This is a genomic window from Bifidobacterium choladohabitans (assembly GCF_016102005.1).
Classification (GTDB): Bacteria; Actinomycetota; Actinomycetes; order Actinomycetales; family Bifidobacteriaceae; genus Bombiscardovia; species Bombiscardovia choladohabitans.
In genome coordinates this window covers 1-16,566 of record NZ_JACFPL010000005.1, presented here as the reverse complement: position 1 = coordinate 16,566, position 16,566 = coordinate 1, and the positions used below count along the sequence as shown (strand labels likewise).

Here is a 16,566-nt window from a genome sequence, read left to right as displayed (position 1 = left end):
CGGTGACCGCTCGTGAAGTCCGTCAAGTTCACGGGCGGGCTGGTGGCTGGCTTGGTTATCGGTCTGGTTGTTTCAGGTCTGCTCTCATGCTTGTCCGGTCTTCGGGTGCCCAGACGTCCGATTGCCCGCAGGTTTTGGTTTTTCGATAAGTTTGGGTGTCCACCATGTTGACGGCTGACCCCATTGGTCGGGTCCGGCCGACCATACTTGGAGCATGGATACTTCAACAATCACCGCCTGTCTTCAGGCCGATCACGCCGCTGATCTGCGCAAAGCCGCCCAACGTCTGGAAGGTGTAGCCCGCCACACCCTTATCGAGGAATCCAATGACCTGGGTGCTCGGATAGGCCATCGCGTTCTGCTCAAGCCGGAGAATCTGCAGCTGACCGGATCTTTCAAGATTCGCGGAGCTTACAACAAGGTGGCCTCGCTGAATCAGGACGAGCTGGACCGCGGCATCGTCACCGCTTCCGCTGGCAATCATGCCCAGGGGGTGGCTTTTGCCGCACGCAGCCGGGGCGCGAAGGCCACCATCGTCATGCCCCGAATCACGCCGCCGCTCAAGGTCGATGCCACTCGGGCCTATGGTGCCGAGGTTGTCCTGCAGGGTGAGGTCTTCGATGAAAGTTCTGATTATGCCTTGGGGCTGGCACGCGATCGCGGCATGACCTTCGTTCCGCCCTTTGACGACTACGAGGTCGTCTGCGGCCAGGGGACCATCGCCATGGAGATTCTTCAGGACGTGCCCGATGTCACCGATATCGTGGTTCCCCTGGGTGGGGGCGGGCTGGGCGCTGGCGTTGCGCTCGCCATAAAGACCTTTAAGCCTGAGGTCAGAGTCATTGGAGCCACCCCAGTCGGATCTCCGGCCTGGCGTGAATCCCTGACAGCTGGTCATGTGGTCTCAGCGGATCAGATGCGTACGGCCGCCGAGGGCGTGGCCGTCAGGCGTCCCGGCGATCTGAACTACGCCCTGCTCAGCCGCTATATGGATGATCTGGTCCAGGTAACCGAAAGCGACATCTCCGAGATGATCCTATTCATGCTGGAGAAGCACAAACTGGTGGTCGAAGCAGCTGGCGCCGTCTCTCTTGCTGCGCTGGGCCAGTTGGATCTGCAGTCCGAGGTCTTCCGGTCGGCCCCGGGGCCGCATGTGATCGTCCCCATCATCTCGGGCGGCAACATCGACACGGTCACCATGGGTGCGGTCATCCAGCGGGGAATGATTTCCCGCGGACGCATCATGCAGTTCGGCGTGGAGTTGCCCGACGTACCTGGCCAGCTGGTCAAGGTGGCTACGGTCCTGGCCGACCTGCGTGCCAATGTGATCGAGCTCAACCACGATCAGTTCAAATCCTCCGGCCACTATGACAACGGCGTGCTCTTGGAAGTGACTGTGGAGACCAACGGCCCCGATCACATCACCCAGATCCTGGATACCTTGCGCAGTCGAGGCTTCCAGGTCCATCAGAACTACTGAGCACTATGTCCCGATTGGATCCGGTGTCCGTGCCTGGCACCCGATGTTCGGGGACAGTGATGGACAATGATCATCGCCGAGAGAACAGTCGGAATCGCCGATGCCTTTGCTGGGCCTGGATGATGGGCCCTGCTGGTTCTTGAAGGACCAATCTATGGCGATTCTCGTGCTGCCTTGCGTCTCATCACAGTCGGAGTCCCTTCCCCGGAGTCGTCACAGTCTGCGGGTGGAGGACGTGGGTGTATCAGCCTATTTCGATAATCGATGAACAGATTTGCTTTATTTCCTCATTGTGTGTTGAGATGATGACGGCAGCGCCTTGTTGGGCAAGTTCGCACAGTATGCGTATTACGACGTTGGCGTTGTCCTGATCCAGCGCAGATGTCGGCTCGTCTGCAAGAATGACATTCGGCTGTTTGAGCAGGAGCCTAGCGAGGGCGATTCTCTGTTGTTCCCCGCCCGATAGGGTGTAAATCTTTTTCTTCTGTGAGCCATTCATCCCGACGATGTCAAGTACTCTGCCGATTCGTTCGTCCCGTTCCTTGCGATGCTCGCGCTTCTTCATTTTGAGGGGAATCTGCAGGTTATGCGACACGTTCCACTGTTCGACAAGACCATAGTTCTGGAATAGAAATCCTATGTTTTCGCGAAGACACACTCGCTGCCCCTTCCGGCTCTTATGCAAATAACCGGAGCGGAATGTCCCTTCGCTGTAAGTGACCGATCCTTCATCGAAGTCCTCCAACAAGCCGATGCAGTTGAGCAGGGTCGTCTTGCCTGCACCGGACGGCCCGCTCACTGCGATTATGGAACCAGGTCCAGCGTCGAAAGACAGTCTCGACCATAACGTGTGTTCCGCAAATTTCTTGGTAAGTCCTTCGACTTTCAATGTCGGCTGCCTGCCTGCGTCTGTCATATGCATCTCCCTCCGCACCGTGGATTCACGGGCGTTTAATGTCGTCAGCACGGAACCTTGATTCGTATACCGATACGGTAATGGCCATGATGAGGCTGGATACAGCGAAGAGCAATGTTCCAGCCACCAGATCCGTAACCTTGTTCATCGAGCCGATAATGCCGACTGCCATGAGGACCAGCAGCACCCCGGTATTCTGCATGACAAGAAAGCCTCCATGTCTTTTGAAGAACCCGTATCCATGGATGAATTGGACGAAGGAGAGTCTGCGCCGCCTTGCACAATACGCGGCCGAGCACACAAGGATGGCCATCATGGCAGCGGCCAGACCGAACGATATGGCTATGATGTCCCCACGTTGCTCGTTCCGGGATAATGACAACGTATACACCACCGAGTCCTTGGCGTTATCAATACCCTGGAAGTATCCGGAGATTCCATAATGGTCCAGCTTGCTTTGCAGGAGTTCCGGATCAGAGAACAATACGCTATCCATTGATGTGTATGATAGGTATCCCATGGGGCTGATCAACCTCGACGATGGGGATGTGACGGCTACCACTGGATCTTTCAAAGACAGCTTCTGCTGATCTTCCGCAGGCATGAACTGCGTTCCCGAGAAGAGGGATATGTCTTGGCCCGAACGTGTGCGGACCAAGACGCCGTGGGGGTTGCAGGAATTTGGTTTCTGTTTCTGGGCAACATCCTCTTGGCACATTCCCTTGAAATGTTCGGCGTATTTCTTCAACAAAGCCCTGGGGTCCCCTTTATATGATGAAGGCACTAGGAGTGTGAAAGCGCCGATATCTTTTCCAACCACTCTAACCGGTTTCCCATCAAGTCCGGCAATGGGTTGTTTATCGAGATAGTTCGGACTCACTATCATCGAATCGGCTCCGTCCGGTTCATAAGAATCATCGTAATAATCGGAGCCAAATTTATTATACCCGACCAGCATCGCCTTCCCTCTGCTGTCAAGATCCTCGATCACTTTCATCAGGGGAGGCGCTTCCCGGAGCTCATCCTCCTGTGTGGTGTTGAGTGATAACCTCAGGACATATTGATCCGAGATGCGAGACCACTGTGCCAGGGACCGGCTGGTGCTCTGTACCGCACTGATCCTATTCAGAGACCCGCTGATGGTGCCGAAGAGAACAGCCACCACCATGAACTGGGCAAAACCCGCGATGATGCCATCGCGGAGTTCGTCGCCCTCTCCGTTGAGAACGGCGGGTATTCGATCGCGGAACGTACCGGCACCACCTAAAGCCAACGCCAGGAAGACAAGATACGCCGTCAATACGGTCACGGCGATTAACAGCGCTCGAAGGAGTCGCCAAATCTGGTGGAAGCCGTTGACAAGCCAGAGGAAAGGCAATCCCACCAAGGCAATCGTCATCAATCCCACGGCGAGCGTGGCGAGCAGTGGAACCAGCTCGCCGACGAGTATCCTTCCGCTGGTATAACCGTGCATTGCCTTGACCGCATGTATCTTCCTGTTCCTGGATAGGGAATACGCGGTGGACACCACCAATGTGATGGCGATGATAGCGACTCCCGCCCAAAGGCCACCCTTCCCTAACGCGTATACCGTCGCATTCATCCAAAGGCCTCGTGATTCGTCAACCACTATCCGGGAACGTGACAAAGCCTTGGCGAGCTGTTCCATATGCGACCTATCCGCATTGGTCGCATAGCTTCCGCGCAAGTCCTGGGTGGTAATCTCTTCAAAAGAAACTACCTTCGTTGACTGGTCACGCGTTGAAAAGGAAGGATAGTCGTACCCTCCATTTCGTTGAAAAGACTTTTGGTCACCCACAAAGGCCACGAGAACACGAGACTTCATTGAATCACGAAATGAAGGTTGGATCTTGAAGACATTAATCCCTAAATTTCTTGATGCTTGAGCAATCGCACGCACTGCATCCGCCTTCGTTGCGGTATCAACCCTCTCGACGGTGAAAGAGGTACCAGTACCCGCAGGAAGCTCCTGGTCGATAGTGATAAGCATCTCGAATGTCACCACTATGGTGAGAATCAAGGAAGCCCAAATCGTCAACCGTTCAATCCAGTGAATTCGCAAATCACCTCACCCACCCAAAACAAAGAGAAATCCTGCGGGCACATGCCGGCAAATAGGAGTCAGTCAGCATCTCGTTCACTCAGTGATACCAGGCATCACGGCATTGCATACCTGATACTCGTAAGTGAGTTAATATACACCCCAGTAGCACTGATTGTTTTTAAGAGCGCGTCCAGTCTTAGCGACAGCCCATTTGTTACCTCCTGCTTGAATTGTGACGTATCCAGTACCCTTCGCGGTCGCATAATGGCTTTTGGTCGGATGCAAATATGACGAGGTCACATGCCCCCAACCTGGAATCCCGGACTTATCACAAGTAAAACTGCCTCCACCAGCGCCGCTTGCCATGGCGACAGGCACCATTCCAGTCGACAAGACAAGAGCTACCATTGATGAAGCAACAACTCTCCCAAACTTCCTCATAGTTTTCTCCTTTGAAAACAAATATGATGGTGAAAACCTTCCACCGTCACTCATTATACTCCATAAACACAGCTAAATCAAATACAGCTAACCCATTCCAGCCTCTCACACATTGAGGCCACTCTTATGTCACTGACACCGATGCGGAATCCGAACCGGTACGATGACGCTGACCATTCCTGGAACAATTCCCTTGCCGGAGTTCGGACAACACACCCAAGACCAGTTTGCTTGGTTGCACTCACACCACGAGCATGGGATGTTGTAGTGGATGCAGTGCGGAATCATGCAGAGAATGCCTCTGCTGATGACACTGGCGGGGATAGTGGCGGTCAGCCAGCTGCGGATCTGCTGCCGGTCGAGCCGGTCGCCCATCCGTCCGATCTGCTCGCCCTGCAGCCTGGAGACCCGCTCGTTCACGTGCTGCTGCCCGTCGTGCATCTTCCTGAGCTGTGTTTCGTTCCTGCTGGCCGGTTGCTCCACGCTCTTCTCGAACGCCTTGTAGCCAGAGAGGATGACCTTTCTTGAGGCCTCGTTTTGTCTGTCGCCTGAGTCCTCTGATCGCGCAAGCTGGTCAGCAGCATCTGGTTGGCTGTTCCGTCGTGGAAGTTATCGCCTCCAACTGCTCCTTGAGGTTCAACTGGCTGCTGGAGATGAGCTGTATCTGCGCGCTCCGGTAGTTCCTGAGCTCCTCGAGCACCTGCCTCGTCTCGCGCAGTCGTGCGCTCAGGCCCGCCTCGTTGCTCCGGTTCGGGTTCTCGTCTATGTCTCCTCGTTTCGTCCAGTAGCGATTGCAGTTCCCCTGTCACGCTCTTAATCTATTCGCACAGCTTCTCGATGAGCGTCTCCCCAATGACCGCGAAGCGAAGTTATCCACCGTCAAAATCAAAGTCAAAAACTCAAGCTTTCTAGTATAGGTATATAGGGGCCCCTCGTTAGCATCACTGCGAGTAGGGCTAAGAGGGTTTTGCATTCAAAGTCCATCTCTTGAATTTGGCCTGATTGTGGCTTGTCTGGACGTGATTGCTGTCTGCGCTGGTTGGTGCACTTGGCGTGTGTTGATTGATGGTGGTTTCGTGATTGCTGGTGGGTCTGATGCTTGGGTGGTGATGTTTGGTGAATGTGATTGCTGGTGTTTTATGGATATGATGAGCTGGTTTCGGGTCCTTTCCGGGATAACGGTGGCATACTCGCTTCGGGCTGCGGCGGTTCTTCCGGTGCGCACGCCCGGCTCTGTTCTTTCCTGCCGGCTCCAGCAGGCTTGTACCCCGTGCATGGAGGTTGAGAATCTGTCCACCAGGATGGCTCAGAACCGGCTGACCGTTCTGGGCATGCCTCGCGGGATCGCCTACGCGCAGCCGGTTGCATGACCGCATGAACGAAGGGCGCCCCCAGGAATCCATGAAGTTTGAAATTCCGTGGGGCGCCCTTGCGTCCTGGTGCGGTGGCCGGCAGGCTTCTGTCGGCTGCTCGGCCATGGCCTGGACGTACCGGGCGACGGCCTTGCGGATGATGGCCGACTTGGGGATGCCCTCCTTCTTGGCCAGCCGGCCGGCCTTGTCGTCCAGGTCCTCGGGCACCCTGATCCTCCAGGTGCGTCGAGCGGTCCGTTCCTCGGCCCGCCGTTCCTCTGGCTTCTCCAGCTTCGCCAGGCTCTGGGCCATGAGCGATGCGGCCTGCTCGTCGGTCGGCAGCGGGGCGCCGTGATCCCGCCGGATGGTGGCCTCCGGGTGGTGGATCAGCTCCCCCCGGTCGGCTGCGCGGATCAGCGCATCGATGTCCTCCTGGTTCTCGGATGTGACTTGCTTGGCCATTTTGCGCTCCTTTCCCTTCCTGCACGCCTGCCCCTCTCCGCCCTCGCCGGGTGGCCTCGGCCCGGTGCAGGTGCATCTGGCCGAATTCCTCTTGGAGGTCGCGGAAGAACTCGTCCTCATCCACTCCGCGGTTCGGATCCTTGCGTCGTACGGAGCCTGGTATGACATCCAGGCGCTCCCCGCGCTCGGCCTTGGCGTTCATCTTCTCCATCTGCCGGCGCTCTTGTTCCGTCTTAGGCTCGTACTCGTATTCGTTCATGGCTGTTCTCCTGTACCCAATAACATGGCTTTTTTAAATTATTGGTTGGTGTTGTCTGGCCGTTTATCGGTCGTGCCTGTGCTGCCCAATTAGATAGCGCCACACGTCGGTGACGGTCATGATTTGGAAGGCGACGAAGTCCCTGTGCTCGGCTTCCTTGACTATGACCTCGATGCAGCCCTTTCCAAGCGCTCCAGGATGCCTGGGCCCGACGAGAACCACGGCATCCAGCCCATTCCGATCCTGAATCTCCTCTTTGCCTGCATGATGTAGGACGGCATAGCCGATTTCCTGGCAGGCGATACACCATGCCCGCCGGCGCTTCTGGCCATCTTGAGCGTTTGAGCTCCCCCCCCCCCCTTCATCCATAGGGCACCACACTCATGACCTATAGTCAAAAGCCGCACTCTTTTCCTCTGGGTATTCCTTGGATCCTCCAGCCGCGGCCCTACTGTGGCGGACCCATCCTCGATGATTCGCCTCGGCTTCGGATTCTTTGACTGAAAACCCTGATATGTCCTTCCGGAGTTCCGGCAGCCCATCCCCGCGCAGGCCTGGTCCTGTTTTTCCTCCTGGCTGCGGCAGGCTCCCGCTTTATGCACGCCAAAAGCTGCCAAATCCGTTGCTCGGCAAGCGTCCTATGGGGCGGGCCTTTTGCGTCCCATAGGACGTGCGGCAGCCGATGATCGACCTGATCCAGGTCGCCGGGGTGCAGGGCGGGAGCCCCGACATCACGCTCGGCCTTTTTCATGAGCATACGTCCTGCCTCACGCGTCTTTACGATAAGGGCCATGGCAGGCGAGGAAGTGTCTCCGGAGGGCAGGGCCAGGGCTGAGCAGGTGGCCGACAGCGTCATCGGCCAGCTGCTGGCGGGCCGACGGATGACCCTGATCGACGAGGACTCCCCCAGGGGCCGCTACCTGCATGCCCTGATCGAACGGCGCCGGCAGGAGCGCCTGATCGATATAGGCCGGTCCACGGGGCATCTGGCCTGGGTCACCCGCGAGCAGGACCGGCAGACCAGGGAATGGTATGCCAGCCGGCGGGCCATCTACGCCAGGCTCCAGTCCAGGGTCCGCCGCTGGTGACCGGACGCAGGCTCCCGGCAAGGCCCGCAGCCGGTTATCCACATTTCTCAAGCCGGGCCCTGGCGTCTTGCCTCCAGGCTGTAGGCTGGGCCTTGCCGTGCCGTCCGGCTCCCCCCGAAGCATGCGGGCGGCACGGCGTTTCTCATTGTTCTTTGTATTCATTAATCGGTGACGTTTCTATGCTTTCGTCTCCTTGTTTCTTACAGAATCGTTCATTAAAGACTTGGACGAAATAAGTTATAGTGACAAAAGAAAATACAGCGTTAGCCAGAGAATTGTTTTCAAAAAATATGCTATGATGGGTGTTTTGCATTTGATGGAAAGACGTTTGTATTACAAGAATTCCCGTTGCGCTGTACGGCCAGGTTCTCAGAAACCAGCGTAGGTTGTTAAGATTGAGTATGTCAAAGCCGGCATAAACAGTCACGACTGTTTCGACCAGCACCATGGCTGTGAAAACAACATTATGGAAAAAATCTTGATAGTTTATATTGAATAAGTAAGTCGGGTATAGGCAATAGGACAATGACAGTAAAATTAAAAGTTGGGTCTTGAACAGACTTATGCCGTATGCGTCCCTCCACTCTTTTGTCCCCTTCACGGATGGGAAGATCCATGAAAATAATAGAAAGCCATATACAAAAAATTCTAGAGGAGTTATTGTAATCGATAACACAGGGATTTTTGATCTTGAGCCGCGATAATCCGTTAAATAGAATAGTCCGAATACGGTAAACATAATTAAAGAGACGATTCCAGACCATACTGCTCCACGGATAGTTCCCTTCTTATTGGTCAATCTGCCCAGTTTGCTGTCTCTGAATTGTTTTAGACCTGTTGAAATTGCTAACTTCACGGCCGACTTCCTTCCCTCCTTGCATCCTCGATTCCATAATTTTATTCGAGGTATTGGCTGAGTGTATTGGCGAGTAGAGCCGGGGATCTTGTCTTTTGGTCTTATGATTTTTCTATGGACTCGGAAACATGGCGCAGGATCGACAAGATCGCTTCTGACTACAACAAGACTATAGAAAACAATAAAGGCTTAGATGAGTATCTTCATTCCGTGAATCCAGTTATCGACGTCCCGAAAGACAGTCTGGATCTGAAGGAACGTTTCGAAGAGGAGCTGGCTTACCCTTCTGAGCTGGCCGGTTTTCTGTCCTCTGTACAGGTGATGATGGGTGCGCTGCTAGCCCACTTCAATGGATACATCGGAATAACGATAGGAAGAGACGATGCTCTGCTTTACTTTTACCTGAAGCAGGTACTCCATTATTTGGACACTTTCAGAGAATCCATTGGAGCCGAGACTGGTTACACGCTGCTCAACAGTAAGTATTTTCCACTGGAGCACATTGATGAAGCCCTAGACATGCTGAGTCAGATTCCTGTCATTATTCCAGCGAATGAGAGTTCGTTCAATGAATACATGTTCATACACAGTCCCCTTTTTTCAGTGACGCCCAATGCAAGTACAGATTCCTCTACAGATCTATTTACTAACCTATTTACAGATATGTTTCACAAGCGCCCGCAACTGTCGCCGGAGTATCCGCCTAGCGTGGACAATGCAGACCAGTACTCACAGGAAATGCAGACAGGCTCACTGGACGGAGGGCAGGGTCTCCAGGTGCCTCAGCTGAGCATGCTGCAAGCTGGGCAGACGGGGCGGAAGCATTACACGGTGTTCGTCAGCTCGACTTTCGAGGATATGAGGGACATCCGTGCGGCTGTGCTGGGGAGGCTATATTCCACGGAAGACTTCATGCCGATCGGCATGGAGAACTTCATGGCCTCCGACAGCAGCCAGCTCGACTACATCCGCGAAAGGCTCAATGACACCGACATCTACGTGTTGCTCCTGGGCGGCAGGTATGGTACCCTCACCCCCCGCGGGGACAGGAGCTACACGCATGAGGAGTATGAGATGGCCAAAGCCAACCCTGATGTCAGGGTGCTGTCCTTCGTGTGCGACCACCCCGAGAATCTGCCCGCCGAGAGACGCTGGCGAAACGATGACGAACACGACCAGCTCATGGAATTCACTAAGGAAGTGGAAAGCGACAGCATAGTCAGATTCTGGGCTGTCGATACCAGCCCGGAGAAGATCGCCGGCGATGTTCTCCAGTCCGTGGACAGGGTGAAAGAGACAGACACGCTACGCGGCTGGATCAGAGGAGAGTGGCCTGAACCGGAATGGTAAAGCCGCCCAGTCAGCCAGGGCATGAGGAACCATCCCCGCAAGGACAAGGATAGTTCTCTGGCGCTTCCGCTGATGCCGCTGTTCCTTCAGATGCTTGCCTGGTCCCGCTCCTCCTTCTTCCCTGCCCGTCCGATCGCCTTGTAGATGGTGCTTCGGTTGACGTTGAACCTGGCGGCTATCTCCTTGACGGTCACGGTCCTGGAATCGTACAGCTGGCGCATCATGGCGACGTCCTTGTCGGAGAGCTTGTAGGGGCGGCCTCCTTTCCTGCCGCGCGCCCTGGCCGCCGTCAGGCCGGCCATGGTGCGTTCCCGGATCAGGTCCCGCTCGAACTGGGCCAGGGCGGAGAAGATGTTGAAGACCAGCACCCCTCCAGGCGTGTTGGTGTCCATGTTCTCGGTCAGGCTGCGGAATCACACCCTCTGCTTATGGAACCGGTCCATCAGATCGACCAGGTTCTGCACGCTGCGCCCCAGCCTGTCCAGCTTCCACACCACCACCGTGTCGCCCTCGCGCAGCGCCTCCGGCATCCGGTCCAACTGGGGACGGCTGGCCTTGGCACTGGAAGAATGATCGACATAGATCCTCCCGCAACCCGCCTTCCTCAGCGCGTCGGTCTGCAGATCCTCGTTCTGCTCAAGCGTGCTCACCCTCGCATAACCGATCAGCATGCACCCTCCCCCGGCCGGCCGACGGCGACGACGGCTTCGGCCGCCGCGCATGCGCTCTCCTCGGCAGCGGGCGGTGATAGGCCGGACGAGTATGAATCGAACGGTTATAGACCGCCATATAGGTCTTCTTGTATGGGCCCTCCTTGGGGACGATGCGCTCGTTGATGATCTGTATCAGATAGTTGACCGCCAGCACGGAAACAGCCACAGAAAAGATCAGCGAATAATCCGCTCCCCTGCCGTGATCATCGTTCCACAGATTGACGAATAGCAGGAAGATCACGCCTATGACTGGATAAGGCGTGGTGCGGATCCACCATCTGCTCGGCTGCGTTCGCTCCAGATGTGAAAAAATGTCGTGGATATAGAGCAACAATGCCGTAACTTCAACCAGAGTAAGAAGCCAGAGACAAACATATGGCATTGTCAGCACCCCATTCGCAGGAACAAGATTAGGAGCAAATTGCAAAAGTGAAGCTATCATACAAAGGTAGTATGCCGCGTGAACAATAAAAAAAGCTATCATCTTGCCTATAATCCGCTCACGCGGAGAGGCTGAGTGTCCGCTTACACCAATGCAAAAATACATCGGGCCGGAAAAGCCAACCAAAATTGCAGATAGATACCATAGGCCAAAATGGGCGGGATCAGCCTTTCCGAAAATCATTAGCAATACATGGACACAACCGACCATGGACAGGACCGATGTCGCCAGAAACACGAAAATTCCGAATTGTTCGCGCGTTCGATATGACGGTTTTTTCTTAGTAAGCGAATTTATATAATCTTTGATTCGCCTAAGTACACACACATCCTTACTCTTTCGCTTCATGTTCATGCCCTACCCCCGAAGCTGATAATCTTTCCACACGATTAACATATATAGATTAAAAAACAAGTAAACCAACGAATAGGCATCGTCGTTTCTTCGAATATGCAAGATAAGCCGACTGTGTATAAAACGGTGGTTTTTAATATTAAAATGCTATTTATATTTTATCCTTTGTTTGATGCTTCTTCAGAATTTTTGACATCCGTGCTTGTTTTCAGCGGATTTGTGTCTGCTGACTTCGGCTGGTCCGTTTCTTTCTGTTCCAGCCGCCTGATCACATAGGCATTTGCATTAGTTTTTTCAACGTTGACTACAGGAGTAGCATCTGCGCAGACACCTAACCTGGACACAAGCTAACTGGAATCAATAGTCACTAGATATGGTAAAAAAATTGAAAATAGCTATTCTGGTGCTCGGGTGCGTTTCAATGATAAAGAAGACCAGCTGGCGCAAAAGAATGGCATTAATTCTACATCGTACAAAGAGTCAGGATTATCTTTGAAAGATGTATCCACTACAACCAAGCTAATCGATACTCAAAAAACCGACTCCGGTTATCAGGTACTGAGTGAAATTACCACTAAAATGCTACTAGTGCCAGAGGCCGGTACCACAATTACAATTGCTGGTGAAAACAGGAACCATTTGGATTCCTCCGCAACGGATCTTCATTCAATAAGTATCGCACTCACAAAAGGCAATGATGCGGATGGCTACACCGTTGTCGGTGATGAAATACAATATCCAGACGAACAAAATGATGAAACACCGGATATGATTAATGTTCCTCAATCAGTTCCAAACTCGGCTGAAACAAGAGAATCGTCAGACCCCTTTGCGAATCGAGCGGGATTGAATTATATAAAGATGTCCAAATATGCTGAAAAATGGACTGAAGATGCTCCGGGTAATAAGATGAATCCGGACTTCCCTATCTACGATGAAAAGAACGGGAACTGCGCTAATTTTGCTTCTCAAGCTATATATGCAGGAGGTCTAAAAACCACCTTCGGCAATTCACTGCAGATATGGGATGATCATGTATGGACATGGAATCTTGCCGGTATAGCCAAGGCTTCGCATACTTGGTCAACGGCACAGCATAACTATAATTATATGAAGGATTCTTCTGGTGCTTTTACCAAAGAGAACAGCCCGTGGCGGGTTGGTCAAGGCGGTCTTATTTATGGCGATTGGGACAATGATGGATCCTTCAACCATGTAATGGTAGTAGTCGGATACATCAATGATGGCTATAATTCAACTCCAGTTATTTGCCAAAAGAGCGCTCCACGCCATGACTACCCCTTTAGGGATTCCGTAAAAAATGCTCCAAAAACGACCAGATGGGCCGGTCTGCAATGGAAAGCGGAATGGTAAGGCTTAGGCAGGCTTGATTGGTTTGAAAACGCATGTTCGTAAACCGGTAATACAACGAAAATGGTTCCGTATCGGTTTACGGGCATGCATTATTTATATAGGAATATGGATACTATGTTTTGCGAGTCTTGCGATTAAAAGTGATCAGTATTCATGGGATTTGCGCCTATACGAAGAAACAGCTGAAAACGAGATATCAACATATAGCACATTCCAAGAAATTGATTCTAAGATAAAAATTAATCAGCCATTACCAACTTTTAACTGCAGAACAAGGCCGGAGATAATCGATTGTGCCACACGGCCTAACCCGCCGACAACGGGCATTCCTATGATTAGCGCGATGATTTACGATTATGTACATGTTTCCAACGCCGACAGCGTTTTGCATAATTCTACGCTGGAACACTTGACCAATATTGATTTAATGAGCACCGGATTTCGTCATCATTTTGAATAGCAGCATAGAGAGTTAGTTAGCACATTATTTTGGGTTAAGAACAATTCAAGATATCGACTATTCAAATACGATATTCCCATGATTCCGCTACCATTCCTGCGTCCCCGGCCGTCACAAATGGCATTGCACTACATGCCGATCCACCGCAGCGCGCCCAGCAGAAGGGGACGAAGTCTCTTCCCATCGTCGTAAAAGTGCATTACAAGAGTGGTATGGCGATTAGGTTCACGTATTCGGCGCACCGGCATTTCGGTTAGGACTGCCTCGACGAGGCTATGGTGCTCAGGGCCATGGGCGAACCGGTATGGGCCGCGATCGTCGACCCGGACGATCCGTCCGTGCCGCCGCCGACGCTCGGGGATCCGCCGATAGCGCTCATCGTGTGCAAAAGGCACCCAGGCGCATTGGACGACGACCTGCTCGAAGTGCTTATCCACCCCGATGGGCCCGACATGCGGGTATTCCACGTCATGCACCTGGGCGGACTGTGGCGCGACTACTGGCACCGCTGGCCCGACGGCCGGGGCGGGAACAGGACGACGACGGAAAGGAAACGGCAATGAGCGACAAGAACACACGACGCACGACCGTGAGGGCAAGCGAATACGAGAACCGCATGGACCGGCTCGACCGGGCCCCCTCGAAGCTGCCGGTCTCCGCATGGGGCGGCGAGGAAGCAGGGAGGATCAGCCAGGCCATGCTCGACCCCGACACAGACGCCACGAAGCTGTCCGCCACCCTGATGGGGCGCCCATCGCTCAAGCAGCGCGAACAGGGCAGGAAACCGAGCGTGCAGCACAGCGTGCGCTTGAGCGAACCCATGGACGAATACGTATCCGCCGCCATCAAGCGCGAGGGGTTGAAGAACCGCAGCGAATACTTCCGCATGCTCGTCCAGCGGAACGCCGAAACCCACCACACTGAACTTGTCGGCGCACGAAACGGGACTGAAGCCGAACCTGCAGGATCATGGCGACCACGCATGATCATTCCGGGGTATTCGGCACTTCTCCGCTTGATCATCTGCTGTCAAGGGAAGCCACAGCCGGCCATGTGCGCCATGATGGCCCAGCGGGTTCGCCGGCTGCGGTCACCATTAAATGGTGATTTCTTCCGCTGGCGAGAGGCGCCGGCGCTTTTCCTGATGAATTTGTACTCGTGATCATGTCTTTCAGGCGAGTTTGAGCTCGGCTATTACACGTTTAATCTACTTGGTGACTATCTGTGGGGTGTCTGCTGATCATTGCGGCGTGACTATGGGTGTTTTTGAAGCACAGATTGACTCTGTTGGTGCTGCGAATAGGTGGAGAGACAGGATGGGGCGAGTGAATGCCGAGGAGCTGGGGAGCGCGATTATTCCTGTTCGAATTTCATGGACCCTATTGGTATCTGGTTCCAGTCCTCATCGGTGCTGATAAGGGCATGTCCAGGGCATCATAGCTTTGCTCGGGCGGGAAGACTTCGGCTTCCGGAGTCGATTCGCTGTCCTTCTTCTGGGGCAGGGGTTCGCTACCTGATGCAGAGTATCCGCGTGTTAGGGGTGCCGGTGTTCCAAAACGACGCTGACAGGGGACCGGTACAGGCGGAGCCCGCCTGTGGTGGGACGGAAGACGGCGCAAGGATTGCCATAGCGGACCCCGCAGGTTCTTGCAGGACCCATCAGAAATCTGCAGATCGCAGATCGGTTCCAGCAATTGCGCGGGGCAGTCAGCGAATCAACCCTGTCCGGCGATGGTTTTGTCGACGAGTTTGGGCAGTGCTTCTTCGATGGGTTCGTGGATGAGTCGGGTTGCCAGAGAATCATACTGGGTTGAACCCATGTTCATGATGGTGATTGGCACACCTGCTTGGGCTGCCACCGGCACCAGCGAGGCCGCCGGATACACCTCCAAGGTGGAGCCGATTACCCAGAATTGATCGGCCTGGCTGGCCAGTCTCATGCTCTTCTCCATGGCTCCCTCGGGTAGGGCTTGGCCGAAGTAGACCACGTCAGTCTTGATGATGCCGTTGCATGGCATGTTGCCCTGGTAGGGCATGGGCTTGTGGCAGTGTGGATCGGGCTCTTGATCAAGCTTGGCCATGATGTCGGCCGTCCGATATGCCTGGCCGCACTTCATACAATGGGAGCTGCCGATGGTCCCGTGAAGGTTGACGATGACGTCCTCGGAGTTACCGGCTTTCTCGTGGAGGGCATCGAAGTTCTGCGTAGCCAGCAGGTTCAGCATGCCTGCCTGCTCCAGCCTGGCCAGTGCCTTGTGGGCTACTCCGGGCTGGGCCTTCCAGACGGGCGACTCCTTCTGCCACCGCCATGAATACTCCCGCTGCTTCTTGTCGCTCATGAACAGGTCCAGGTCATAAACATTCATCTGATCAGGATGCTTGGTCCAAACCCCGTCAGGCCCGCGGAAATCCGGTATGCCGGCGGAAGTCGAGATGCCCGCACCGGTCAGTACTGCAATTGTTGTGCTCATACACCCGTCTTACCATCTGTTAACAGATTCTATGAGTCGAAGACCGACATGGTGCGCGAATATGCACCTATATCAACATTGACGTCTGTGAGTTGTGGATGAGTGGCATTTGAGGGCAGAAGAGAAACGCGCACTGGACATGGCTGCCTATGGCCAGAATTCAGAACGACCACGAAAGGGCTATGCTGACACGCCGACCCAGCTGTGGCCTGATTATTGCCTTGTGAATAAAATGTGTACATGAAACGGGGACCGTGGGCTGAAGGCCCATCTTCGCGAGACTCAAAGTCAGAAAGGAGCATGTAACGACACGCCGTTTGAGGCCTTGTTATTACTTGTTTTGAGGGTGTTTATGGAAGGGCCGAGTTGCGTTTTGGCTGGCTCGTGGTAAGTTTATCTCTTGCTGCCCGGCAGTGATGAGAACTCTTCGGAGGGCTTGGAGCTGTTGGTGTGGTGGTGGTTTGAGAACTCAAGAGCGTGTTT

The 16,566-nt window shown here is 54.0% G+C and carries 16 protein-coding genes and 1 pseudogene; 7 read left to right on the top strand and 10 right to left on the bottom strand.

Annotated elements, in window-relative coordinates:
• Positions 1–214 precede the first annotated feature (214 nt).
• Positions 215–1,480, top strand: coding sequence for a threonine ammonia-lyase (ilvA, locus tag H3S97_RS07860; protein ID WP_198220205.1), 1,266 nt, complete (start codon positions 215–217; stop codon positions 1,478–1,480).
• A 244-nt stretch (positions 1,481–1,724) separates the two neighbouring features.
• Here ilvA and H3S97_RS07855 read toward each other — a convergent pair whose 3' ends face one another.
• The 5 genes from H3S97_RS07855 to H3S97_RS07835 all read right to left on the bottom strand — a co-directional run bounded on the left by H3S97_RS07855 (position 1,725) and on the right by H3S97_RS07835 (position 6,716).
• Positions 1,725–2,396: an ATP-binding cassette domain-containing protein gene (locus H3S97_RS07855; protein WP_198220204.1), complete on the bottom strand. Its 672-nt coding sequence runs from the start codon at positions 2,394–2,396 to the stop codon at positions 1,725–1,727.
• A 25-nt stretch (positions 2,397–2,421) separates the two neighbouring features.
• Positions 2,422–4,419, bottom strand: coding sequence for a bacteriocin-associated integral membrane family protein (locus H3S97_RS07850; RefSeq protein WP_198220203.1), 1,998 nt, complete (start codon positions 4,417–4,419; stop codon positions 2,422–2,424).
• A gap of 189 nt (positions 4,420–4,608) precedes the next feature.
• Entirely contained in the window at positions 4,609–4,827 is a 219-nt protein-coding gene (locus H3S97_RS08615; protein ID WP_408610438.1) for a lactococcin 972 family bacteriocin, read from the bottom strand.
• Positions 4,828–5,031: 204 nt separating this feature from the next.
• Positions 5,032–5,385, bottom strand: a complete 354-nt coding sequence (locus H3S97_RS07840) for a hypothetical protein (protein WP_198220201.1) — start codon at positions 5,383–5,385, stop codon at positions 5,032–5,034.
• A 473-nt stretch (positions 5,386–5,858) separates the two neighbouring features.
• Positions 5,859–6,716 carry a ribbon-helix-helix protein, CopG family gene (locus tag H3S97_RS07835; RefSeq protein WP_198220200.1) on the bottom strand — a complete coding sequence of 286 codons (858 nt, stop codon included), beginning with the start codon at positions 6,714–6,716 and terminating at the stop codon, positions 5,859–5,861.
• 1,050 nt (positions 6,717–7,766) lie between these two features.
• Here H3S97_RS07835 and H3S97_RS07825 point away from each other — a divergent pair.
• Complete coding sequence (locus H3S97_RS07825) at positions 7,767–8,063, top strand: hypothetical protein (protein ID WP_198220198.1); 297 nt, start codon at positions 7,767–7,769, stop codon at positions 8,061–8,063.
• 142 nt (positions 8,064–8,205) lie between these two features.
• On the opposite strand, the gene H3S97_RS07820 is transcribed toward H3S97_RS07825, so the two are convergent.
• Entirely contained in the window at positions 8,206–8,919 is a 714-nt protein-coding gene (locus H3S97_RS07820; protein ID WP_198220197.1) for a hypothetical protein, read from the bottom strand.
• A 114-nt stretch (positions 8,920–9,033) separates the two neighbouring features.
• Here H3S97_RS07820 and H3S97_RS07815 point away from each other — a divergent pair, with 114 nt between their 5' ends.
• On the top strand, positions 9,034–10,269 hold the full coding sequence (locus tag H3S97_RS07815) for a DUF4062 domain-containing protein (RefSeq protein ID WP_198220196.1): 1,236 nt from the start codon (positions 9,034–9,036) through the stop codon (positions 10,267–10,269).
• 86 nt (positions 10,270–10,355) lie between these two features.
• Here the strand turns inward: H3S97_RS07815 and H3S97_RS08640 are convergent, their stop codons facing one another.
• The 3 genes and pseudogenes from H3S97_RS08640 to H3S97_RS07805 form a co-directional block, all read right to left on the bottom strand.
• The gene (locus H3S97_RS08640; protein WP_456298293.1) at positions 10,356–10,571 is read right to left on the bottom strand and encodes a helix-turn-helix domain-containing protein; all 216 of its coding nucleotides are present in this window, start codon (positions 10,569–10,571) and stop codon (positions 10,356–10,358) included.
• Between the two features lie 21 nt (positions 10,572–10,592).
• Positions 10,593–10,919 (bottom strand): annotated as a pseudogene (locus H3S97_RS08635) (recombinase family protein); the annotation flags it as partial.
• Positions 10,906–11,661 (bottom strand): hypothetical protein, encoded by a 756-nt coding sequence (locus H3S97_RS07805; RefSeq protein ID WP_198220195.1) that lies wholly within the window; start codon positions 11,659–11,661, stop codon positions 10,906–10,908. The gene H3S97_RS07805 and the pseudogene H3S97_RS08635, both read right to left, overlap by 14 nt.
• Before the next feature lie 528 nt (positions 11,662–12,189).
• Between H3S97_RS07805 and H3S97_RS08520 the strand changes: the two genes are divergently transcribed.
• From H3S97_RS08520 to H3S97_RS07785, 4 genes are all read left to right on the top strand, one after another.
• The gene (locus tag H3S97_RS08520) at positions 12,190–13,152 is read left to right on the top strand and encodes an amidase domain-containing protein (RefSeq protein WP_198220194.1); all 963 of its coding nucleotides are present in this window, start codon (positions 12,190–12,192) and stop codon (positions 13,150–13,152) included.
• Between the two features lie 13 nt (positions 13,153–13,165).
• A complete protein-coding gene (locus tag H3S97_RS07795; RefSeq protein ID WP_198220193.1) occupies positions 13,166–13,612 on the top strand; it encodes a hypothetical protein in 447 nt (148 codons plus the stop codon).
• Between the two features lie 290 nt (positions 13,613–13,902).
• Positions 13,903–14,175: a hypothetical protein gene (locus tag H3S97_RS07790; RefSeq protein ID WP_232356381.1), complete on the top strand. Its 273-nt coding sequence runs from the start codon at positions 13,903–13,905 to the stop codon at positions 14,173–14,175.
• A complete protein-coding gene (locus tag H3S97_RS07785; protein WP_198220192.1) occupies positions 14,172–14,774 on the top strand; it encodes a hypothetical protein in 603 nt (200 codons plus the stop codon). Before H3S97_RS07790 ends, H3S97_RS07785 begins: the two co-directional genes overlap by 4 nt.
• Positions 14,775–15,327: 553 nt before the next feature.
• Here the strand turns inward: H3S97_RS07785 and H3S97_RS07780 are convergent.
• Complete coding sequence (locus tag H3S97_RS07780; RefSeq protein ID WP_198220191.1) at positions 15,328–16,083, bottom strand: Sir2 family NAD-dependent protein deacetylase; 756 nt, start codon at positions 16,081–16,083, stop codon at positions 15,328–15,330.
• Positions 16,084–16,566 lie beyond the last annotated feature (483 nt).